This is a genomic window from Acidicapsa acidisoli, from assembly GCF_025685625.1.
In the GTDB taxonomy this organism is placed as follows: Bacteria; Acidobacteriota; Terriglobia; order Terriglobales; family Acidobacteriaceae; genus Acidicapsa; species Acidicapsa acidisoli.
Map to the genome: position 1 here is coordinate 70,093 of NZ_JAGSYI010000003.1, position 20,201 is coordinate 90,293.

Sequence of the window (20,201 nt, forward strand, 5' to 3'; positions counted from 1 at the left end):
GTCGAAACACGGGGGGGGGCTTTAGGATTGTTGAATGCACCCACATAAGCCCAGTGTCAGGCCCATGCCTAACTTCGAAGTGTGGGCGCAGTTGTTTCTTTGCGACGTCGACAGCGCTAAGGTCTGGGATATTCTGACGACAAAGTGCGGTATTAAGCGAAAGTCGCTGGTCCCGAGAATGCATATCACGATTTATCATGCGCGCCGGCCGATGTCGGGCGTGATAACCGAGACGGAAGCGGTAAGCGTCGTCGTCCCAACAGCAGAGACTCGCTTTATGGTGATGGCGCCTGGCGGTGAAAATCCTCGGCCAGAATTAGAGCCAGCCAAGCGCAAGGTGGGAATACGTGTGCAACGGAGCAATGCCGCTAGAGAAACTATCCAGGAACTACGGAATCGGCTCCTACTCCACGAGACTTCGGCTGTACTAGGCGGGCGTCGACCTAGCACCCATAGTTCGAATGCCTTCGGAGCCCGTCATTTTCAGCCCCACATGGCGCTCTTGCGAGCTGGCAGTGGCGTCGATCGGGACCTTACCAAGCTAGGGGTTATATTCAGGCGTGAAATTGATACCCTTAGCTTCGACAGGTTCGCAGTTGAGATTTTTCGGCGGGACGCGCAGGGCAACCGGATGGCACTTTAGCACTTGAGGCATTGCACTCGCTCTGTTACGGTCACCGCAATGCATGAATACCGAAGAAAGAACTCATTTGAGACAACGATGCGCAACGCTATGGATGCCATCGGCGCGGAATCTGTGAGGGGCTCCGGCTTTGAAGATGAAACTGCGGATGCAGACTTCAGCGCAGAGCTGCAAGTTGCGGAGCCAGCTCCTCTGCCAGGCGGTCGACGTGACTCGTAGCCAAGACCTCCTGTAGCTTGCCTCGCTGGAGCAACAGATCACATGCTTTCGAGGCAGCGCTCGCCGCGCGAAAAATCTCATTCTTATCGCTTTTCAACGATTTAATCCACGACTGCACGTAGGCGGCATGTTGCGACGGGTCGTGCGGAATGCCTGTCTCCACTCCGAGCATCATGCTGCCGATTTCGGCTACCAGCTCTTCGCGCGGATAGTTTTCGTCGTCGGCATTCATGCCTTTGGATTTCATCAATGTTTCGCGGTTAAGGCGTTTCTCTCCGCCTGTCCAGTGAATTAGTTCATGGCATGCAGTGCCGTAGAAGCCTGGTGCGTCCTTGAAGATTTCACGCGGCGGAAGCTGGATGTGGTCAGTGTCCTTGCGGTAGTAGGCGCGGCCGCCACCATATCGAATCTCTGCGCCGGCATCCTTGAGGATTTTCTCTCCAGCCTCGCACGCCTCCCACTCCTGGCGCTCTTTCTTGGGCAACTGCGGTATGCCGTCAATCTGCTGGGCGTTGAACACGGTGTAGACGCGATGAATCAGTCGACCTTGTCTCTCGTCGTCTGCAGCTTTCGGATCTTTGCTTCCAGCCTTCGCTTCCCAGAATTCAATCTTGCTCCCTCGCTCGCCTTTGCGTACTTGCCAGCCTTCTTCGGCAGCCTGTTTGTATGTCATCCAGCGAGGGTCGGAGAACCCGTGCTGCATCTCTGAAATCATCAATGCCAGTACGTTTCCACCGCGGTAGGGCTTTTGTGTTGTCGGGTTGAATGGCATCCCTCCGCCGGCAACATCTTCCCAAGGCTTTTGCCATGGTGCCGCTCCGTGTTCCAAGAGCTTAATAATGTCGGCAGTGACTTCTGCACGGAAATCACGCGGTGGCGGCTTATCGTTCGGGTTCATATTTCTCCTCCAGAGTTTGGAAACCATAGGTTGAATCTGCACGGCTGTAAAGACCTTGCTTCGGCATCCACGGTGCCCGGTCAGTGAGTGCGTCATAGCTTTTGTTTCGCGATGGAAAGCGCAAAGCGCGCCGGAAAATGCGTGTATTGACGCAAACGAGCGGCGGGCGCACATTGGCCGAATAGCAGGAGGCAGCGAGGGTGATTTTCGCACCGAAAGGAGGTACGGCGGCCGGCACAAGCGGAGAGAGGGCACGCGGGTGAGAATGATTTATCATTCACTCGTCTCCGGAAAGGATCGCGATGAAGCAGACGGACGAAGAGTTCGCTCGCGGCGTAGATTACCTGCGAAACATCATCGAAAGTGGAAAGACGCTAAAGATGCCGGACCCGCGGCGTCTGATGACGGGTACCACCTATCTCATCGAAGTCACAGGATTCACGAAGAACTGGAATATGGGTCTGACCAGGGACCAGATTTGCGACATACCGGGAACGAAAGAGTACCGGGAGTCAGCTCTCGCACTGGCGCAGGTGTTGAACAGCCGCTTCATGAATGTAGATCCCAACCTTTATGTGACCAAGTCTGGCCGGTTACTTGAGGTGGACTGGGAGTGGCCGCTAAGTCCGATGGTTAACGAGGCCGGAAACGCTTATATTTCTGCGAGCGCGCTTTGGGTCCATCTGAAGGATAGGCTGACAGGCGAACTCGCCCGATGCGCGGTCAAAATCACCGCCGCGCAACTAATGCCCGGATCTGGCTCCAACCCATTCAGCAGGCTATCGCTCATTGTCAATTCAATCAGATCTGCGGTGGACTCAAAGGCTGTCAGCTTTCATCCCACGCGTGAATTGTTGGGTAGCAAAGGCGACATTGTTGAATTTGGTTACTCGGCTACGCGGCATGACGATCTGGCTATTCATGATTTCCTGTCCAAAAAGGTTTGGCTTCTCGGCTTCAAAGCGGGACGCAAGGATACACAAGCATGGGTTTCTGATCCGTGGGACGCAGCTTATTTGGGCTGCACCACGGGTGAATTCCATCAGGCAGCTGCTGTGCTCGATGCACAGGAGAGGATCGTCCTGCATGAATCCGGAGAATTTGCCAAAGCCGGTAAGGTCCTATTGGCCAACAATGGCCCATTACAAGCCGCTACGCCAACTCCCCAATCAAAAGCGACTAATGAAGAGTACGATGTCTTCGTCTCGCATGCTACGGAAGATAAGTCTTATGTGGAGCCTTTGGCACGCGGCCTTGAGGCCGCAGGAATCAAAGTCTGGTTCGATAAGATTTCGTTGGAGTGGGGCGACGATTTACGCAGCGCAATCGATAGAGGATTGAAGGCCTGCCGGTATGGCATTGTCGTGTTTTCTAAAGCATTTCTGGCAAAGAAGAAATGGACTGAATATGAGCTGACATCGTTATTTGAGCGGGAAAGCGTTGGTAGAAAAGTCATTCTGCCCATCTGGCACAACATCACGCGGGACGATCTCGTTGAATACAGTCCGGGGTTCGCCGGTCGATTCGCTATAAATTCGTTGACCGACAGCAATGCCGATATTGTGAACAATCTGCTGAGACTGCTTGGAAGAGAGCCAAAGATTGCCGATATCCCACAAGTTGCGGCCCTGTCAGAGATGGGGTTTCTACCTGGGAAACCCAAGTTCAACGCTGTCGCCTACGCGCGATATGAGACCACCGGAGTTGACGCCAAGCGGGCCGACGTTCACATCCGTCCGTCAGCCACGAGAGAAGGCTGGTTTACCTATGAGGATTCCTTTGGTGAGGTCCAACATGCGACGCAAGATGACATCGCGACCCGGTTTGTGCTCTTTGACCGCAGACTGATTCGAGAGGGCTATATTCGCATGAATTACGCGAATCTCGCTGCGAGCCGCGCATTTGATCTTTGACATTAAGGCCATGCCCTCCGCCCCAGATGGACTGAACTTTCGGGAGAGTGAATGAAGAGTATTCGAATATTTGTAGCGTCGCCTGGAGACGTCACGGAAGAGCGAGAAATCCTGTCGAATATCGTGATTCCTGAGTTACGGCGAATTTTCAGTAACCAGCAGATGTTCGACAGCCAGCAATCTATAGACCTTGAAGTGGTGCGATGGGAGACGCATGCGTGGCCTGCGGTCGGGGCCGACGCTCAGGATGTAATCAACAAAGAAATCGGCGCATACGACATTTTCGTGGGGGTGATGTGGAAGAGGTTTGGCACCCCAACGAAGCGGGCTGGGTCTGGAACAGGAGAGGAATTTGATCGTGCCTATGAATATTTCAAGTCATATGGGAAGCCTTACATCATGTTTTATTTCAAGACGAGTCCCTTCTACACCACGAATGCGAAAGAGCTGGCCCAGTTCCAGCGGGTTTCTCGCTTCAAGCAGAAGCTGGAAAAATTAGGCTTACTGTTCTGGGAGTATGGGTCTTCTATCGACTTTGAAAGATTCGTAAGAGAACACCTGATCCGACAGATAGCACAAATTATCCCCGCAGCGGCCGCCGTCGCGGATTCGAAACAAGGGAGGGGGAAAGCAGCCGCGACGGATACGGAATCATCCAGACGAAAAGCTTCTCCCCAAATTTTCATCTCTCACGCCAGAGGTGATGTCGAGAAAGTCAAACTAATTTCCGATTCGCTGAGAGAGGCAGGATTTCGGCCATGGCTGGATAGTGAGCAGATACTGCCTGGTCAAAGATGGGCGACTGAGATTTATAGCGCAATTGAGAAGTCAGATTTCTTCCTCATTTTCCTATCAAAGGAGTCACTCAACGTTAACGGTCGCGCCTATGCAGAGAACGAGCTTAGGATTTTGGAGTCAGTTCTACAATCCAAGGACAAAGCTGTAGTCATCCCGGTCAGGCTAGATGATGTAGACCCTCCGATGCCCCTGAGGGGCTATAGATGGATTGACTACTTCGCTAAAGATGGTCCCGAGGAGTTAATACAGGCACTTCGAAACTGGGAGCAACGGGAACAATAAATGCGAGTGAACGCAACGCGTGTCAGATCGCAATCCTCTCCACCTCCGCACGCGATACCTCGTCATCCCGGTGGTCGTATATCTGCGTAGTGACTGGCGATGCGTGCCCAGCCAGCCTTTGGGCAACCTCAAGGTATCCGCCGTTCTTGAGATACGTGGTAATGCCGCCGGCGCGAAAGCTGTGGTTTCCGATCTTGGTCGTGATGCCGACTGCTCTCCTCCGCCGGGCAATCATGTGGTACGCGTCTCCCTGCAACATGGGACGGCGCTCAAGATGAACAGACCAGCGCGGCGACGTGCGAAATAGCGGTCCCTTCGGGTCGTCTGCGAGCCCAGCGCCATGGATGTAGGCGTCCATATATTGAGCGAGCACGTGGTTCACTGGTACGACGTGCTCCTTCCCGCCTTTCTCCTGTAGCCTCGCAAACGCATCGCGCCCGGCGGTGAAATAGTCCTCCACGCGCATGCTCAGCGCTGCGCTGATGCGGCTCACGGTATTGAACAGCATGGCGATGAGCGCGCGGTCCCGCAGTCCGATGAGCGTGTCGGTCTCAATGCTGCCGAGGATCAGCCGCACTTCTTCTGGGCTCACCGGGATTGTCTTGCCTCTGCGGACGGAGTGTTTCGGCCCGCGGACGACTTGGGCAGGGTTGGTCTCGATCTGCTGCCCCACCACCATCCAGTCAAATAGCACGCGCAGCGCGGCCAGGTGCAGCTTCACCGTTGGCTTGGAGTGCGTCTGCAGCATTTGCTCGATGTAGGTGGCGACATTGATGGGCCGGACGGTCCGGAGATCCGTGATGGTCCACGCCGAGCACCATTCTGAAAACCGCAGGGCTGCGTGTAGATATGCCCGCCGCGTGTGACGGTTGCGGATGTTGCTGGTGAAGAAATCCCAGAAGCGTTCCTCCGCTCGGGGCGATGGCGAGAAGAGTGCGGGCGTTTTCCACTTCGCTTCTTGGAATCGTTCCAAAGACCCAGTGGTGGGAATAATTCCGCAATCCGTCATCGCACTACCTTCGATTGATAAAACCTGTTATCAGCGGCAAGCATAGGGTGAATCGTCTGCGAGAGGAAGACTTGAAAATACAAATCTCGCCCGTATAGTGTCTGGCCCAGCAAAAAAAGCTGCTCTTAACGTCGGGTTCTAATCGTCTCTCCCGGTGAAATCGCTCCATGACCTCGAAGGACGAGGCGGGATGATGTTCTTCATATGTTGCGCAAGCGTGGAACAGCCATTGAGCAATGCGAAACACAGATTCATGGTCGGGGCGGTTTCGATGATCTGGTCTACGGGGTCGCCTTCAATAAATTGGCAAATGAACGATTCGCCGGAGAAGAGTATCTCAAGCTTGACGTTGTTGAGTTGGCACCAGTGAGTCACCACCATCATGACTTGATCCAGCGACCTATAGTCCAGGTCCCGACAATCCGAGAACATCTCAGGTCCGGTGTTGTATCCATCCGGCCTGACGCTTAGGCCGAAGGTTTCCGATCCAAGGAATGAGTCCGGCTGCAGCAAGCAGTTGCGTGCGAAAGCGAGAGCTGCTTCGCCGAATTCGTCCCCACCGAAGACACTGTAGGCCATACGAACCTCCTGCGAAGCAAATTCTAACCCCAATCTGGGCGGGAACGCTCCAACGCGGAAGGTCGTGGAAGCCGCATAAGCCGTATAAGGAAAAAATCCGAGATTTTCGGTGTTTTATGCGTTGGACTGTATTGCGATCCACCAAACATCGATCAACAATTGATCAGCTCTTCAGGAGGTGGTCTCGATGCGCAAACGCATGGGTCTCCTTTTCGCACTTGCCGTTGTCGGCCTTGCGTACCCCACGACGCGCCCAGCGGGCGCGCAGATTGTGGTCAAGGACATAGCGTCTGTTCCGGTAACTATTTCGATTTCCGAGTCGCCAGATCCGAACCCGGCTCAAATTACGAACCACGGAACATTGACATGGAATGGCCAGAATTACGATGCCAGGTTCGATGGTGTAGTCAGCGCCTTCGCAAAAGACAAGAAAGGAACTGCAACCGTTGCGACAATCACATTCGAGCGCGACCAGCAAAATGGCGTGACCATGGAGCGAAAAGATACCGCTGGAACTTTAGGCGTGACTGCGACCTATACGGGCAAGATTGCCGCCGGCAATACAATTTCCGGCATTGTAGTGTGGTCCAATAACGGCACGCCTTTTGCATCGGGAAAGTGGGAAGGCACCGTAACGATGCCCTCGAAACCTGCGCCGCAACCGGTCCCTCAAATAACGCAACCAACTCAGACAGGTAGCCCAGTTCCAGCGCCTCCGACAGTCGCGGCAGGATCGGGAGCAGTGGCGGGACCGACCAGCCAAAGAACTGCACCAACCCAAGACTCGCTCCCTCCGGCAAAGCCGAATTACGTCCCCTCTGACTATCAGGTCGACGAAAATGCCAAGGTCAGCGCCGCACCTCCTCTTGGGGCGCCGATGGAAATTCAGCTGTGCGACAGAGAAACGGACACGCATACAGATTGTGTGGTTCTGAAATGGGCCGGAACGCAGTACGACGGGAGGTGGGACTCGGGATTTTTCTCGAATTTCTACGTGAAGGCATATGACAAGAAGCGCGTCTTGTTGATTCGCAAGGGAGAACCAGCTTTGATGGGCGCGATTTATGTGTACGACGGAGGCATGAACCAAGCAGGCATCGTTAACGGAACCGCCACAAGCATCCAAGCTGGCACACAATCATCACAATGGAAGTTCATCGCAGCGGCAGTCCCGCCGCCGCCAACTGCCGCGGAAGCGGCTGCTGAAAAGAAATACGCCACCAAGATTCTCGACAAAATGGCTGGCGAGCGGGATGCACTGTTTGCCCAGCTCAAAACGCTGCCTGCCCCAGCTTCAACCTCATCTTGCGATCCGGCGAAGCCGAGTTCGACCGATTTGAACGAAACCCGCCGTCTTGTGCAGGCGGCGCACAAAGCCTCAGATGATGCTACGGCTGCCTGCTGGGCTTATGTGGGGGCCGTAAAAGGAGACGCGGCCTCGCAAAAATTTTATGCCTACCTACTCAGCAGGCTCGGTGAGGGGAAGGCAGACTTGCGTCAGGCATACCTTTGGTCGAAGCTCGTCGCGGAAGACGGCGGCCAATCAGCGCAAAAAGACCTCTTCCAGATGTATAGGGATGGCAAAGGAACGCCGACAGATTCTCTGAAGAGCAATTACTGGACCGTGATTGCCACAATCGATGCGAAAACCCCTGCGAATCAGACGAAAAGCGTGTACTGCGATGTGGAAAATCCCGGCCATTTAAACGCGGGCGACGTCAACTCAGCATGGTGGGAGAGTGCTGAAAGAGGCGACCTGCGCAACATGATGTGCTGGGAAGTGATCGGGGCCGAGGTTGGTGATCCTGATTTGCAGGCTTTGGTGGGAATCGAGCTCATGGAAGGGATAGGCTTCAGCGTTGATGAAGTGGGAGCGTTTCAGCTCTTCTCGTCAAGCGCTGCGACTGGCGAAACGGCAGCCGAATACTACCTGTCGCGTTGCTATATGTTCCCGTCGGGCACGCAACGGGACATGAAGAAATACCGCTATTGGTACGACAAGTCACAAGAAACGCCAATTGGGTGGTCCATTAACAAGGATTACACCGATAGAACATATAAGCGTATGTGGTCGGCCGCACTCAACTTCCTGACTTCTGGCCCTACAGATGAGACGAACTACAAAGAAGAAGAAAGGAAGAGCATCGCTGCCGGGATTCGGCACGGGGAATTGATACGGAACCACTATCGAAGCTTCTAGGCTATTTGCCAGCATCAATAGTCGGTGTCGCCGTACAAGCGCGCCGCTGCCACGCACGCATCGAAGATCGCATCGTAAAGGTCATCACTTTCAGCCTGAGCATGATCATAGCGCGCGGCAGACTTTGAGATGTCCTGCAGGCCGATCATGACGCGCCACTTGAACAGGCTCGTGGTGCCGCGGTTGATTTGAATGAAGAAGCGCTTGCCGAGGAATCCATCCAGACTGCTTCCCACAAGGGCTGGAACGAATGTCCGTTCGATATTTCGTTGATCAATGATGACGTGGGGGTGGTAAACCGTGACGACAGAAAGTGGATCGTCCCACTTCAAGCATTCCTTGGCGAATGCGATGGCTTTGTTGATGTCCGTCATTGCGCATGCTCCGCCGCCGACTTCTGTGCGCGTCGCTCCATCTCTCGGTCCACATAGGTCTGCTCGATACGATACGGCTTACCCTTATGCTCACGCTTCATCTGGCCTCGAATGGCTCCCCGTGCGAAATCATCAGGTGTTACGCCAGCTTCAGGCGGCGCGAATATTCCGATGAAGCTCCGGTAGCCTGTCTCACTCAGGAACGGCTTGTCGTAGTCCACTGCGTGCGCTGAAAAGGCGAGCCAGAACATTGCGTGTGAGCCGACAGCGAACATGCCATCCTGCTCAATACGGACCTTCATGCCGTCCACGTCGATGGAGTAGTTGCCTGACTGGCCCCACATCGGGACGATGCCTTCTGGTGCGGCCGTTGCACGCTCTAATTGGGAAGGAATCGAGTCCGGTCCGCCCTTAATGCCGAAGTCATTACCGTTAAGCTTATACGCCAGATCATCGGCTTCCGCTCGGACTGCCATCGCGGCGTCTTTATCGCCTGCCATCATCGCGGCATGGTGTTTTTCAATGAGTTTGCGATAGTACGGAGTGGCCTCTTCCATCGTCGATGGGATATGGGCTGTGCGCTCGGCTTCGAGCATTTCATCGAAGCCGAAGCCAAGCTGCTGGGGATGGCTCAAAACAACCTCCCCTGCTTGTCGTTGGGATCGCTGATGCCATATACACGGCGAGCGAATGATACTGTGTCATGACCCTGAAGTATGGGAGGGTTGCTGCGGCTTCCGAGACAACGATCTGCCCAAATCCTCAGGCCACTGGCTTGGTAGGTGACGCCTACCGGATCTCCCCCATGACTTCCAAAATCTCCAAGCTCGTAGGCAATCGCCTCTTCTAGTTGTTTATCGGTCAGGCCTTTGGCGATTCGCTCGGTCCACCGCTTTTCGGCTCCTTCCATGGAGTTAGTAGCCTTTTGGAAAGCCCAAAGCTTTTCGTCGCCGGTCAGCGGCAGTTGTATGTCCGATGGCTCATTCATGTCGCGCTCATGTGAAACATATCGGGTTGTTTCTGAGCGTCCTGAATACGTCTGTGCGCGATTTCAAAGTATTCCCCCTCGCGCTCAATGCCGAAGAAACGAAATCCCTCCAATATCGCAGCTTTCCCCGTACTACCAGATCCCATAAATGGGTCAAGGATTATGCCGTTGCGGGGCGTTACGAGGCGACACAGATAGCGCATCAAGTCTGTGGGCTTGACGGTGGGATGATGGTTGGCGCGTAGCGTTAAACCGCGATTCCGCGGATTATCGCCGCCAGGATTTCCCTCTTTGCGGGATTCGTCTTGTTTTTTACCCGCAAGGCCATCCAGCCCTTCGTCACGGTCCTCTTTGCTGGCCTTCGCACAGTAGTAGAAACGAGCCGCACTTCCTGAATCACCACGCGGAGTTGTGGCTGGGCGGCCATTGAAAGAACTGTATACGTTGTTCGTTTTACTGCTCGGCTCACGGCCTGTGACGGGTGCCTGCTGTCCTGTTGCCTGGGGGAATGAAGCCAATACCTCGCCGCTGCCATCGTGTATTACGTTTGCGGGCCAGCGGCCGCGCTCGTCTCCGCCTCTCACACCGGGAATCATGGCAAAGTCGGTGCCACCAGAGCCTGAGTATCGTCTATTTGCGCTCGCTTCGTTCTCGCGGGTGCGAGTGGGGTAGGGCTTTCCATCACGGATATGGGAAAAGAGACCGCCGGCCCCAGCGGCGAGAACCTCTTCTGTCGAAATTCTTGAAGCATCAATATTCAGAGCACCTGTTCCGTGCCTAAGCATATTGTCGGCAACAGTACCTTTCAGTGGCTTTCTGGCAACAACGATGGGTTCGTGCGCCGGTTTGAGGGCGGTACCCCAACCTTCGTAATTCCCATCGAGGTTGTGGGATTTGGGGAACCCAGAGCCGAATAGCCACATTATCTGATCTCTAATCTCAAAGCCCGCATCCTCGATGCCAGTTGTCATGCGATGGTAAGTGCGTGGGGACGCGAATGAGAGGAGATGCCCACCTGGCCTGAGAATTCGGAAAGCTTCTAAAGCCCATGCTTGCGTCCAGATCTGGAAGGCCGTATTGCCAGAAGGCGAAGTGTCGTAGGTTCCGGCCGCGAACGCCAGTCCATCGTGGCGCTTATAACTGTCCGCACGAACGGTATTCTTGCGCATTTTGACGGACACAGTGTTCTCGATGTCCGACCCGTCCCACGCCTTTCCCATGAATCGAATTCCATAGGGAGGGTCCGTGACGATTGAGTCGATCGATTCAGCATCGAGAGTTGCCATAACCTCGATACAATCGCCAAGCCACAAAGTGCTACCGTGAATTTGAACCTTCGATGACGGCGGCGGATTTGCTTTGTCCTGGAGGCTGGTCATGATCGGCCCCTCTCGGAGTAAGGAATGCCATCGTTGATTCGCTTCATCATTCCTCGGCGGAACTGATCCATGATTTCAGCGCCGGTAGTCGGCCACCATGTTGTTAAACCAGTAGTGAATGTGCGCTCAGGATTCTCCTTGGCGGCTCGGATGGCCTTGATATAAGCCGATAATGGAACCCGCTTGTCGATAGCGGGAAGGTGAATGGTTCTCATGCTGCCTTCTCCGATTGCAAGAGGGTCCGATGTACATGATCAAGCCGGTCAAATATCCATTTCACACACGGGACTGCCATACTGTTCCCGATGGCTTTGTATCTGGGCCCATCTGCAGCCAGTTGACGTGCATCCATTTCAGTCAGGCCCGTTACCCGTAGACGAAGGTATTCGAACCATTCTCGGAAATCCTTCGCCTTATTCTTTCCGTGCGGAACGAGGGTATAGTTGTCCGGCATGCCCTGGAGCCGTTCGCACTCGATAGGAGTAAGCCTGCGAACGGCAGAGGGCACCAGAACATGCGGTTTGTCGCCGCCACCTTGGGAAGCGCGGATAGCAGGCATGACATCGCCAGATAATTCTGCTGTAGCTCCGCCATCACGACCGCGTAATGACATTGCAATGGCATGTGAATGATGAGCCTGCAATGTGAAGGCTGGGTCACCTTCTTTTCCTAGACCGACACCTTCACGCGAACTATTGCTTGTTCCTTCGTCACGCAAGGCCATCTGGGTATTAATTGGAAAACAGGAAACGGCTATACCGTGCTGCTTGCCCGATTGGAGAGTGAACATCGGATCTTCGGGGTCGCCAACTCCCATACCCGCACGGGGATCAGTCGTGGAGACGCCAGTGCGTGAACCGGGCTCAAGAATGGGATAGCAGACCGCAACCTGCCCTCCGCCGTTCGCATGGCTGGCATCATGATTCATGCTGCGTAAGGTGGGCGAGAGATCATTCGTGACGTCACGGCCATCATCTTTACAGGAGAAGGCCACTGGCACTAACGGCGTACCGCGCCCCGTGCCGTCTTCGCTCGCATCGAACCCTTCACCGCGAAGGCTGTGTGCAATTAAGTAGGTACTGGCCGTGTCAACATCAGTGCCTGGCGGTCGATGACCACCAGTAGTATTGCCTCCCGCCCGCATCGTTTCTGCCAGATTGGCACAGACAAGCCTTCCTGGATTGATCCCAGCGCCACCGCTGCGGCCAGCAGCAGCTTCTAAAGTTCCTGCGATGAGATGCCCTGCTTGGGCTTGGTTATCATCCGCGCTGCATGTTCCAACGCCTGCTGCAGTAAGGGCGGCAACGTTCGCCTGCGCTTTGCGGCTCGGCGGAGAATCCCCGCGCATGCTATCGGGCTCAAGTAATACCGCTGCGGCAGGACGCCAGTCTCCACGATATCCGATAACGAACAAACGGCGGCGTCTTTGGGCCACTCCGAAATATTGGCCGTCAAGTATCCGCCAGGCGATGCCCCATCTGTCTGTACGGCCTTCGGCGATTCCAGCGTTCTTCCATCCGGCGGCGGGAGGTCGGTATTCAATCCCGGTAATGGCACTGATGAATGCTGCGAAGTCTTCGCCTTTGGCGCTTGAGAGAAGACCTGGGACGTTCTCAAATGCCAGCCAGAGGGCATGAAGGCGTGTAGCCAAGGCCCCATATTCAAGCGCGAGGTTGCCGCGCGGATCATCCAGTCCGAGGCGTTTTCCGGCGACTGAGAAGGATTGGCAGGGTGTTCCCCCGACAAGAAGGTCAACTGTTCCATATGTATCTTTCTGAATTGTGGTGAAGTCGGAATGTAGGGGGATCGATGCGTAGTGGTGCTGTAATACAGCGCGGGGGAATTTATCTATTTCGCTAAAGAAGGCGATTTTCCATCCAAGATGTTTTGCAGCGAGTGTAGGAGCAGAGATCCCGGAACAAACACAGCCGTAGGTTATGGGCGGCGGCCTTGATTGATCGTTGAAATTCAGCATCGTCATGTCCTTTCAGATTGGTGTTGACGCTGCCGTAAGAGCGTAGGCACGCGCGCTGTCAAAGGGCTTCTCGGTCCCTTGGTGCGGAAACCTTTGACAGAAGGAGCGCGGGACGAAGCTAGGCAGGAAAGGCAACACAGGAAGGACCAACAAAAGAAATACCCACTGACTGCGAAATGACCCTACAATTCGTAACGGCGTATTAACACAAACATTGAGGGGGCTGAGAATGGCAGACGAAACGATAGTCGAAAAGGCAGGATTTGCGGTTGGGGTAGGATTCGCGGCTGCGGAAGATGCGGCCGGCGTTATCAAGTCGGCAATTGATTCAGCGGTAACTGCAGTGACCGGTGCTTTGAAGAAGACGCCTGCCAAGAAAGCTGTGAAGAAAGCAGAGAAGAAAACCGCGACAAAGAAGGCTGCAAAGAAAGCTCCCGCGAAAAAAGCCGCTCCGAAGAAGGCTGCCAAGAAATCCGCCGCCAAGAAGGCTCCGGCTAAGAAAGCAGCGAAGAAGGCAGTTAAGGCCGCTTCAGTTAAAAAGGCTGCGGTGAAAAAGATAAAGAAGCCCAGCAGGTAGGTCGGTCGATTACAGCGATGAGCGGAAGCGAGACACACACGGGCTGCGCTCTTGTTCGTGCGTCCAACAACTGAGGGGCTATCGGCTATGCTATGAACGATATGGACCCCATTAGCCAAGGTGTTGCGAGCAATGCAATTTGGGCCGGAATCGTGCAGGTATGGCGAATTGCATTTGGCCCTCGTATCGAAATTACTTACCCACGGCCCCAGGAAGTTCTTGCTGAGCCTAGGCCGCTTGGCAAGAGTTTTACCTACCCTGTCCGAGGAACATTGAGGCGCTTGCCGAAAGGGCACGAGATCTGGGTATTGGCTCAGAGCGAAAGAACGGGGCAGGTTTGGCCGCAAGGCTTTTCTTCTGTGCAATACAACCGTGATTCTGGCACGTGGACGGGAAGGATTCATGCGAGCCAGGGCGACACGATACGGATCATAGCCGTAGTCGCTCCTCCTTCGTCTCAGGACTTTTTCCGATATTTCCAAAAAGTGGGAGACAAGACAAGCCTGTACGAGCCCCTGCTTCGAATTCCTCCCGAATGTATAAATTCGGATTCGGTCCAGGCACGAATTCCGAAAGTCTAAAGAAGAAAACCGTTCTGTCACAGCTTCCATACGACGGGCTTTAATGTTTCTTTGAGGTACAACGGATGCCAAGGCGTTCCCTCCATGGACAGCCGTAATGTGTGCGGTGTGACGCCAGCCCGCTCTATTAGCAGCTTTGCCAGTGCTGGTCCTCGCGTGCGCAAGGGCGCATGCTTAGGCTTGCCGTAAGCAAACACCACAACGGCCGCAGATTGTGCCATCTCAATCAGGTGTTTGTCGTTGTCCGGGCCTATCGGATCGGATATCTCCAGCAGTCGCTTCTGGTCAGTCGCTCGATAAGCGAACGTATTGCCCACGTAGATCCCGCCATATCCCCATGCCCGAGCAAAACGCCCGCATTTTGCGACCGTGGGGTCATCGATCAGAGGATCGGCTGTGCTGGGGTTCATCATGACGAACATGACGTGCGGCTTGCTGTCATCCCACGTCCTCTTGAGACGGTAACGATAGCAGTCCTTAGGGCCACCAAAGACCGCAGTGCTTTTTACGCCCTGCGCCACTGCTAGACGGACCTTACCGCCGGGATCATGTTTAGGTTTCATGGTGGGTTCTGGAAATAATTCTACTTGCTGCATGCGAGCGCCTGTAATTTGTCGCGCAGTGCATCCGTCTCCAGCGTGGATTCCGTCAACATACGCGCAGTATCAGCAGCGCCGCCTTGGTAGGCTTCAAACGCCTTCTGAGTGTCGCAGTCGGCATATTGGCGAAGTGGGCAGGGAGACACGGTGGGGGCTGTGTTGTAGCCTTCGCGGGCTGCCCAGAGTTCGAATGCGGATGCGGCGAGGGCGATCATTTGCGTCGGCCATCTTTGGTTTGTGGTAGCAGACAACTGCCGAGTAAAGCCTGTTCAATCGCCTCGCGCATTGTCTTTCGAGGCTCTAAGGGATTTCGCGGCCACCATCCGTCATAGCAGTAGCCTCCGCCTGGTGCGGTTACGACGATGTAGAATCGGTCGTCATTCTCACGTTCAATGCAGATGTAATGCTTTTTATAGAAGCCGTGAAGATCATTGGCAGAGCGGTCTAATATTTTCCCGAGACGTATCCTTAGATTGCTTTTCTTGCTCGAACGGTCCCGAGCGGGTATATCGGCTTCAGCCATGACGTGTTTCTTTCAGCGAGACGTTGTGGTCAGGATCGGCACCGCATCTTTGCACTTTGCGGTGTCGGTCCGCCATTTATGGCATAATACGTCCGTTACCGCAAGCATCCTGCGAAAGTGTTGAATTCTCCGGACAATGCATCCGTGCGCTCACCGGGAAGGTATCAATCCAGCAGCACCCCATAACAATGCGCATTTTCCTCGTCACAATCACGGCCGGAGAAAAAGCTCACGAACTTGCCCGCAAGCTCATTCTCGAATGCGGAGCCGAGGATTATGCATCTGCGGAAGAATTCTGGCCGGATGGCGTCCAGGACCCTTATCGTGCCGTGTTGGAAGCGGACGCGATCATATGGCTCTACAAACCACACACTAGGGGTTACAGATTTTCAAGGACTGACTTTAATCCTCTCTACGGTGATGGGATATTCCTAACTGCCCTGAACAATGAGAAAGTAGTTCTCTATTACGAGTTTGCTTCGAAAGTCCAGCAGACATCACCCGCGATAATGAGAAAGGTCGCTCGCAGAAAGTATGGGGTTCCATCGCTCAAAAGCTTCGCCGATCTCCTGAGGAAAGATCTAAGTGACCTTATGGCAGGGAAGATTAAGTATACCGAGGCACCTCTCAAGGTGTTTCTATGCCATTCAAAACAAGACAAAGACTCCGTTCGAAAAACAAGGCTCCAACTCCTTGAACGGGGCATACAACCGTGGTTTGACGAGGAAGACCTGATTGGCGGCGTTGATTGGGAACTTGAAATCAGGCGCGCAGTCAAGTCGAGCCACGCAATTTTGGTGTTCCTTTCCAATAAATGGCTTAGAACCGCTGGCTTTGCTCATAAAGAGATTAAACTGGCGCTAGATGTCGCCGATCATCAGCCTGAAGGCAGCATTTTCATCATTCCGTTGCGGCTCGACGAATGCGAAGTACCGGACCGACTTCGGACATGGCAGTGGATCGATATTTTCACGGATGATGGCTTTGAAAAACTGGTGAAGGCTCTGCGACGGCGCGCGGATGAGCTTGGCATCGTTGCTCGCGGGTTCGATTAGTCCTACCTGTCACTGGGCATGTTGGGCACCCCCTTCGATGTGGTTCAATACCGCAGCAGCAGCCTGAATTAGATCCACCTTATGGGGCGTATTTACGTCATGGCGTTTGCCTTTTATACATTTCCATGCCCTTTCTGCAATATAGAATTCCGATCTGCAAGAATATCTGCGTTATGAGGGATACGAAATGACAAAGGAAGCACGCAAAAAAGAAAAAGCCGTCAAGAAGCTCGAAAAGGCCGTTCGCAAAGCCGTGGACAAGGGCGTGAGCCAGTCCGTGGTTGAAAGCACCGTCGATGCGGCGATCACCAAAGCCGCCAAAGCGCCAGCGAAATCGGCCCCTCTGGAGGAGACAGATCCCGATGCAGCAGTACCCGCGGTTGAGGCGAGCCCAAAGGTCAGAAAAATACCGGGAACCCACAAAACCGGAGACGTAACTCTGAAGCGGGGAGTTGTGGATCTGTCGGAAAAGCTGTCTCTGAAAAAGTTGCCCGGCAAGAAGAAGCCGCCTACGCTGACGCTGAAGCGGGGGAAGGATTCTTAACCGGTAGGCAGCGCAATTGTTATTCCGCGAGCCGTAGCTGTCCGGAAACTTCAATTTTGTAAGGTTCGACGTTTGAATATCTGCGGTGCCGGTAGCCTCTAAATTTGACGTGGAGTAACTCGCCGGACAGGGCAAGCTTCAGATAGTCGATATGCTCGATGGCCGAGCTCAGCTTGAGGCCGACAACCGCCGATATCCATGCAGATTCGAGAAACGGCTGCGGCGAGCTTCCAAGCTGCCGGAACAAATCGGGAAAGAGAGATTTTTCGACGGCCATGATCGGGTTCGTTCCCTGGATGAGATTCTCCTGCATCAGATTGTTTAGAAATCCAATGTGGTTGCCGCCCTGATCGTTTCGCTGCGGCAGAAATTCATTCAAGAGCAGCCGGCGAACGCGCATTTCAGCGAACTGCTCGGCGGTCGTGCCGGAAGTTCCCATTTCCATGTCGTTTCTGAAGTCCGATCTCTTCGCGCGGAATTGCAACTTCCAAAGTGCTTCTCCTCGAACCGTGCTGCGGACCGCTGACTCAAGTTCCACTTCCGCAACGTCGAGTCCATAGGCGACGAGCATTCCCCGCTTCTGCCCCCTCATTTTTGTGAGGACGGCGTCTGTCTCTTTGTCCTCGGGCTCAATCGAAAGCTCAATTTGATCGCTCCAGGTGCTCTCCGCGACCAGAGGGAAAATTGTGACGTTGAGTTCCTTGGAGAGGATGAGCGCGCGGGGTGAAGAGTCGCAGGAGAACGGTCCCTGTGCAGCCGCGGTCGGACTGGGTATCCGATGGGGCACCGTTGCCTTTCCAAGTTTTTCTAGGGCCGCAGCGCAGATCCCTGCGGCGCCTTCGGAGCGGAAATCCAGAAATCCAGTGGTTGGCAATACACCAGCTACTTCGGTGTCGTCGAAGCGAACGGGCAGAATGTACTCTGCCCCCTTCTCGGCAAATGCCCTGGCTTGGGCGGCCTTCAGCTCGTGGCTTGTCCAGGCCTTTTCTGCGTATTCTTTCGAGATGAAGACCATGCAGTACCGCGCCTTTTTCTGGTAAACGGCCGACAAGTGCTGGTACAGGTCCTTACCCCAAAGCTCCGCCTTTGAATACTTGTCGTAGAAAACCTTGGCCCCGGCCGCAATCAGACAGTCGGCAATCTGCTCGACCTCAGCACGCTGCTCGCCTGCGAATGAAAGTGTGATGTCATACTCGAACATCCTTCCATTATCGAGCCTGCTGGCCGATCCTTGGTCTGAATGACTAGCGTCGAAGCCATACAACCGACTCAGAGGGAAATTCCTTCTCGACTGTCACGGTCGGAATACCCTCGGCCGAAATATCACAGCGAAAATTGATGGGCTTGAATTCCCAACGATGGTGCGTGGGGCCGCTTCGCGTATGAAGATTGGGGTAATCTTTGACATTAATGCCGTCGACATCTCTGTTTTCGCCGGGTTGCCAGAGTTTTGTGACCATCAGTTCTTCAGCCGCGTGTATGACGTGGTCATTCCCGCCGCGAAAGGTGATCCATTCCTGCTGGGAGGGAAGTTGCGGCAACCCCGTTCCGTAATTGCCATTGATCCCGAATTGGTCCAATCCTAAGCCCGAGCTACGATTGAATCGGATACCAGGAAATTTGGCAAGCACAGTGCCGACGTTCTTCAGGCCAAGGAAAAAGCGGCGGACGGGGACCTGAGTATAAACATCCGGGCCGATCTTATCGATTTCCAGATACAGTTGCAGCTCAGGCTTTCCTACAAGCGTGGAAGTCCCAGCGGTTCTTCCGAGGGAATAGCGGGCATGGTCCTCTGCGGTCAACTTCCATGCTCGCAGAAGCGATTCAGTGAATCTCGTCATATCGCTGTCGATAAGCTTGCCACAGTTTTGGCATAGCCAGATGCCGTTATCGATGCTGCTGCGCATGGCGGGCGTGAGAGCCGCATCAAATCGCGGGCCTCCCAGAGATGCTCCGGTGATATGAGCCGCTACTCCAAGATTGACGGTGCCCTCGGGATCATCCTGCGGTCCAGATGTAAGAGCGCGGCACTCAGGGTTGGAGCAGAGGTGGCCTACCCTGGCCGCTAGGTTGCGTTTTATTTCTGCGGTGAAATCGTCTCGCATCTTTTACAGACATCATAACCGCTGGCCCCTTTGTCCGGTGTTCTATCCATTTGCGCTGCGGAAACCAGTGGCGTTCGTGGTCATCAAACGTTGACCCCACTTCTCTGCAACGCCAGTTCCACGCGCGCATGATGTCGTTCATGCCGCCCATGGGTTCCACAACTACAGGGCGTAGGCCAGCCTTGAGAATGCCGTTAATCATACGCGAGAATGCCCCGTTGCATGGCTCCTTGGCGTAGATCGCCACAATTCTTACTTCGCGGCCTTTCTGCGTTATAACAATGTCATCGGGCCAGTCTCCGGACGGCAGCCAAGGGACGCTCCCAGGCGTCACCGCGACATAGCCTTTTCGGGCTTCGCCTTCACATAGGCAGGCATACGCGCCTTTATCCATCGCGTGCTCGACAGCCGCAATAAGTTCACCGATGGTCATGAGCTATGTATCCCTCGGAGAGTGTTGTTTGCCCAAGACTTGCAGGATGTAGTTAGCGACCTTCTCCGCATCCTCAGTGTCCAAATAAAGGCTTTCCTCGCCCCAGTTGTATTCAATATCGAAAGTGCCATTGGTTTTGCGACCTATGCGTAATCCGACACTTAAATCTGTCATTTTGTAAGCCATATCAATTACCGGTCATTTACTCCGTTACACCCTCAACTCCTGCTGTGTTGCTTCGCTCCTCCGGCGCACAGATGCCCGCAGCTGTGATTCCTGTTCTCGCTTCCACGCTCTGCGCCGCGCGAGAATAGCCTTAACCTCTGAATGCAGCAGGATCTTGCCCGTTTCTAGGTAGTGGTCAACGGCAAACTCCGCCGCCGCTTGAGATTGATATCTTTCAGCGCCCATGGGCCGATACTCCGGCTTCACCTTTGCCTTGCGGCTTAGGCTCCAGAAGCGAACCTCGTTGCCGGGTAGTAGGGTGACGGAGAATTGCGGCTTTGCCGTCATGGTGTCCTCCTGAA

General features: G+C 54.3%; 21 protein-coding genes. 6 read left to right on the forward strand and 15 right to left on the reverse strand.

The genetic code is table 11. The features are described 5' to 3' along the window. Positions 1-800 precede the first annotated feature (800 nt). Entirely contained in the window at positions 801-1,760 is a 960-nt protein-coding gene (locus OHL23_RS17890; protein ID WP_263353320.1) for an ArdC family protein, read from the reverse strand. A gap of 302 nt (positions 1,761-2,062) precedes the next feature. Here OHL23_RS17890 and OHL23_RS17895 point away from each other — a divergent pair, with 302 nt between their 5' ends. Beyond that, positions 2,063-3,673: a toll/interleukin-1 receptor domain-containing protein gene (locus OHL23_RS17895; RefSeq protein ID WP_263353322.1), complete on the forward strand. Its 1,611-nt coding sequence runs from the start codon at positions 2,063-2,065 to the stop codon at positions 3,671-3,673. A 51-nt stretch (positions 3,674-3,724) separates the two neighbouring features. Then, the gene (locus tag OHL23_RS17900) at positions 3,725-4,753 is read left to right on the forward strand and encodes a TIR domain-containing protein (RefSeq protein ID WP_263353324.1); all 1,029 of its coding nucleotides are present in this window, start codon (positions 3,725-3,727) and stop codon (positions 4,751-4,753) included. A gap of 22 nt (positions 4,754-4,775) precedes the next feature. Here the strand turns inward: OHL23_RS17900 and OHL23_RS17905 are convergent, their stop codons facing one another. Next, on the reverse strand, positions 4,776-5,762 hold the full coding sequence (locus OHL23_RS17905) for a site-specific integrase (protein WP_263353325.1): 987 nt from the start codon (positions 5,760-5,762) through the stop codon (positions 4,776-4,778). Positions 5,763-5,900: 138 nt separating this feature from the next. Continuing rightward, positions 5,901-6,341, reverse strand: coding sequence for a hypothetical protein (locus OHL23_RS17910; RefSeq protein WP_263353326.1), 441 nt, complete (start codon positions 6,339-6,341; stop codon positions 5,901-5,903). Positions 6,342-6,528: 187 nt separating this feature from the next. Here OHL23_RS17910 and OHL23_RS17915 point away from each other — a divergent pair, with 187 nt between their 5' ends. Continuing rightward, entirely contained in the window at positions 6,529-8,541 is a 2,013-nt protein-coding gene (locus tag OHL23_RS17915; protein ID WP_263353327.1) for a tetratricopeptide repeat protein, read from the forward strand. A 14-nt stretch (positions 8,542-8,555) separates the two neighbouring features. On the opposite strand, the gene OHL23_RS17920 is transcribed toward OHL23_RS17915, so the two are convergent. The 6 genes from OHL23_RS17920 to dcm all read right to left on the reverse strand — a co-directional run bounded on the left by OHL23_RS17920 (position 8,556) and on the right by dcm (position 13,257). Next, complete coding sequence (locus tag OHL23_RS17920; RefSeq protein WP_263353328.1) at positions 8,556-8,915, reverse strand: hypothetical protein; 360 nt, start codon at positions 8,913-8,915, stop codon at positions 8,556-8,558. Beyond that, on the reverse strand, positions 8,912-9,550 hold the full coding sequence (locus OHL23_RS17925) for a hypothetical protein (RefSeq protein ID WP_263353329.1): 639 nt from the start codon (positions 9,548-9,550) through the stop codon (positions 8,912-8,914). Before OHL23_RS17925 ends, OHL23_RS17920 begins: the two co-directional genes overlap by 4 nt. Next, complete coding sequence (locus OHL23_RS17930; protein ID WP_263353330.1) at positions 9,547-9,903, reverse strand: hypothetical protein; 357 nt, start codon at positions 9,901-9,903, stop codon at positions 9,547-9,549. The genes OHL23_RS17925 and OHL23_RS17930 overlap by 4 nt, the downstream gene beginning before the upstream one ends. Beyond that, positions 9,900-11,189 carry a DNA-methyltransferase gene (locus OHL23_RS17935; RefSeq protein WP_317891698.1) on the reverse strand — a complete coding sequence of 430 codons (1,290 nt, stop codon included), beginning with the start codon at positions 11,187-11,189 and terminating at the stop codon, positions 9,900-9,902. The genes OHL23_RS17930 and OHL23_RS17935 overlap by 4 nt, the downstream gene beginning before the upstream one ends. A gap of 89 nt (positions 11,190-11,278) precedes the next feature. Then, the gene (locus tag OHL23_RS17940; protein WP_263353331.1) at positions 11,279-11,497 is read right to left on the reverse strand and encodes a hypothetical protein; all 219 of its coding nucleotides are present in this window, start codon (positions 11,495-11,497) and stop codon (positions 11,279-11,281) included. Next, entirely contained in the window at positions 11,494-13,257 is a 1,764-nt protein-coding gene (gene dcm / locus OHL23_RS17945; RefSeq protein WP_263353332.1) for a DNA (cytosine-5-)-methyltransferase, read from the reverse strand. Before dcm ends, OHL23_RS17940 begins: the two co-directional genes overlap by 4 nt. Positions 13,258-13,486: 229 nt before the next feature. Between dcm and OHL23_RS17950 the strand changes: the two genes are divergently transcribed. Next, complete coding sequence (locus tag OHL23_RS17950) at positions 13,487-13,834, forward strand: hypothetical protein (RefSeq protein WP_263353333.1); 348 nt, start codon at positions 13,487-13,489, stop codon at positions 13,832-13,834. Positions 13,835-14,432: 598 nt separating this feature from the next. Here the strand turns inward: OHL23_RS17950 and OHL23_RS17955 are convergent. Then, positions 14,433-14,978 carry a DUF1643 domain-containing protein gene (locus OHL23_RS17955; RefSeq protein ID WP_263353334.1) on the reverse strand — a complete coding sequence of 182 codons (546 nt, stop codon included), beginning with the start codon at positions 14,976-14,978 and terminating at the stop codon, positions 14,433-14,435. Between the two features lie 20 nt (positions 14,979-14,998). Continuing rightward, positions 14,999-15,229, reverse strand: coding sequence for a hypothetical protein (locus OHL23_RS17960; RefSeq protein ID WP_263353335.1), 231 nt, complete (start codon positions 15,227-15,229; stop codon positions 14,999-15,001). Between the two features lie 496 nt (positions 15,230-15,725). Between OHL23_RS17960 and OHL23_RS17965 the strand changes: the two genes are divergently transcribed. Together OHL23_RS17965 and OHL23_RS17970 are read left to right on the forward strand one after the other, a co-directional pair. Then, entirely contained in the window at positions 15,726-16,592 is an 867-nt protein-coding gene (locus tag OHL23_RS17965; RefSeq protein ID WP_263353336.1) for a toll/interleukin-1 receptor domain-containing protein, read from the forward strand. 187 nt (positions 16,593-16,779) lie between these two features. Further along, complete coding sequence (locus OHL23_RS17970) at positions 16,780-17,136, forward strand: phage tail protein (RefSeq protein ID WP_263353337.1); 357 nt, start codon at positions 16,780-16,782, stop codon at positions 17,134-17,136. A gap of 19 nt (positions 17,137-17,155) precedes the next feature. On the opposite strand, the gene OHL23_RS17975 is transcribed toward OHL23_RS17970, so the two are convergent. The 4 genes from OHL23_RS17975 to OHL23_RS17990 all read right to left on the reverse strand — a co-directional run bounded on the left by OHL23_RS17975 (position 17,156) and on the right by OHL23_RS17990 (position 20,187). Further along, positions 17,156-18,337, reverse strand: coding sequence for a toll/interleukin-1 receptor domain-containing protein (locus tag OHL23_RS17975; protein ID WP_263353338.1), 1,182 nt, complete (start codon positions 18,335-18,337; stop codon positions 17,156-17,158). 43 nt (positions 18,338-18,380) lie between these two features. Beyond that, positions 18,381-19,241, reverse strand: a complete 861-nt coding sequence (locus OHL23_RS17980; protein ID WP_263353339.1) for a hypothetical protein — start codon at positions 19,239-19,241, stop codon at positions 18,381-18,383. Next, positions 19,168-19,674, reverse strand: coding sequence for a hypothetical protein (locus OHL23_RS17985; protein WP_263353340.1), 507 nt, complete (start codon positions 19,672-19,674; stop codon positions 19,168-19,170). Before OHL23_RS17985 ends, OHL23_RS17980 begins: the two co-directional genes overlap by 74 nt. Before the next feature lie 210 nt (positions 19,675-19,884). Further along, a complete protein-coding gene (locus OHL23_RS17990) occupies positions 19,885-20,187 on the reverse strand; it encodes a hypothetical protein (RefSeq protein WP_263353341.1) in 303 nt (100 codons plus the stop codon). Positions 20,188-20,201 lie beyond the last annotated feature (14 nt).

What these genes read in the sequence shown, in the direction of transcription:
- OHL23_RS17905 (WP_263353325.1), bottom strand. Translation starts at nt 5,762, where the DNA reads ATGACGGATTGCGGAATTATTCCCACCACTGGGTCTTTGGAACGATTC.
- OHL23_RS17955 (WP_263353334.1), bottom strand. Translation starts at nt 14,978, where the DNA reads ATGAAACCTAAACATGATCCCGGCGGTAAGGTCCGTCTAGCAGTGGCG.
- OHL23_RS17960 (WP_263353335.1), bottom strand. Translation starts at nt 15,229, where the DNA reads ATGATCGCCCTCGCCGCATCCGCATTCGAACTCTGGGCAGCCCGCGAA.
- OHL23_RS17940 (WP_263353331.1), bottom strand. Translation starts at nt 11,497, where the DNA reads ATGAGAACCATTCACCTTCCCGCTATCGACAAGCGGGTTCCATTATCG.
- OHL23_RS17895 (WP_263353322.1), top strand. Translation starts at nt 2,063, where the DNA reads ATGAAGCAGACGGACGAAGAGTTCGCTCGCGGCGTAGATTACCTGCGA.
- OHL23_RS17970 (WP_263353337.1), top strand. Translation starts at nt 16,780, where the DNA reads ATGACAAAGGAAGCACGCAAAAAAGAAAAAGCCGTCAAGAAGCTCGAA.
- OHL23_RS17900 (WP_263353324.1), top strand. Translation starts at nt 3,725, where the DNA reads ATGAAGAGTATTCGAATATTTGTAGCGTCGCCTGGAGACGTCACGGAA.
- dcm (WP_263353332.1), bottom strand. Translation starts at nt 13,257, where the DNA reads ATGCTGAATTTCAACGATCAATCAAGGCCGCCGCCCATAACCTACGGC.
- OHL23_RS17975 (WP_263353338.1), bottom strand. Translation starts at nt 18,337, where the DNA reads ATGTTCGAGTATGACATCACACTTTCATTCGCAGGCGAGCAGCGTGCT.
- OHL23_RS17950 (WP_263353333.1), top strand. Translation starts at nt 13,487, where the DNA reads ATGGCAGACGAAACGATAGTCGAAAAGGCAGGATTTGCGGTTGGGGTA.
- OHL23_RS17915 (WP_263353327.1), top strand. Translation starts at nt 6,529, where the DNA reads ATGCGCAAACGCATGGGTCTCCTTTTCGCACTTGCCGTTGTCGGCCTT.
- OHL23_RS17935 (WP_317891698.1), bottom strand. Translation starts at nt 11,189, where the DNA reads ATGGCAACTCTCGATGCTGAATCGATCGACTCAATCGTCACGGACCCT.
- OHL23_RS17990 (WP_263353341.1), bottom strand. Translation starts at nt 20,187, where the DNA reads ATGACGGCAAAGCCGCAATTCTCCGTCACCCTACTACCCGGCAACGAG.
- OHL23_RS17985 (WP_263353340.1), bottom strand. Translation starts at nt 19,674, where the DNA reads ATGACCATCGGTGAACTTATTGCGGCTGTCGAGCACGCGATGGATAAA.
- OHL23_RS17890 (WP_263353320.1), bottom strand. Translation starts at nt 1,760, where the DNA reads ATGAACCCGAACGATAAGCCGCCACCGCGTGATTTCCGTGCAGAAGTC.
- OHL23_RS17910 (WP_263353326.1), bottom strand. Translation starts at nt 6,341, where the DNA reads ATGGCCTACAGTGTCTTCGGTGGGGACGAATTCGGCGAAGCAGCTCTC.
- OHL23_RS17930 (WP_263353330.1), bottom strand. Translation starts at nt 9,903, where the DNA reads ATGAATGAGCCATCGGACATACAACTGCCGCTGACCGGCGACGAAAAG.
- OHL23_RS17920 (WP_263353328.1), bottom strand. Translation starts at nt 8,915, where the DNA reads ATGACGGACATCAACAAAGCCATCGCATTCGCCAAGGAATGCTTGAAG.
- OHL23_RS17965 (WP_263353336.1), top strand. Translation starts at nt 15,726, where the DNA reads ATGCGCATTTTCCTCGTCACAATCACGGCCGGAGAAAAAGCTCACGAA.
- OHL23_RS17980 (WP_263353339.1), bottom strand. Translation starts at nt 19,241, where the DNA reads ATGCGAGACGATTTCACCGCAGAAATAAAACGCAACCTAGCGGCCAGG.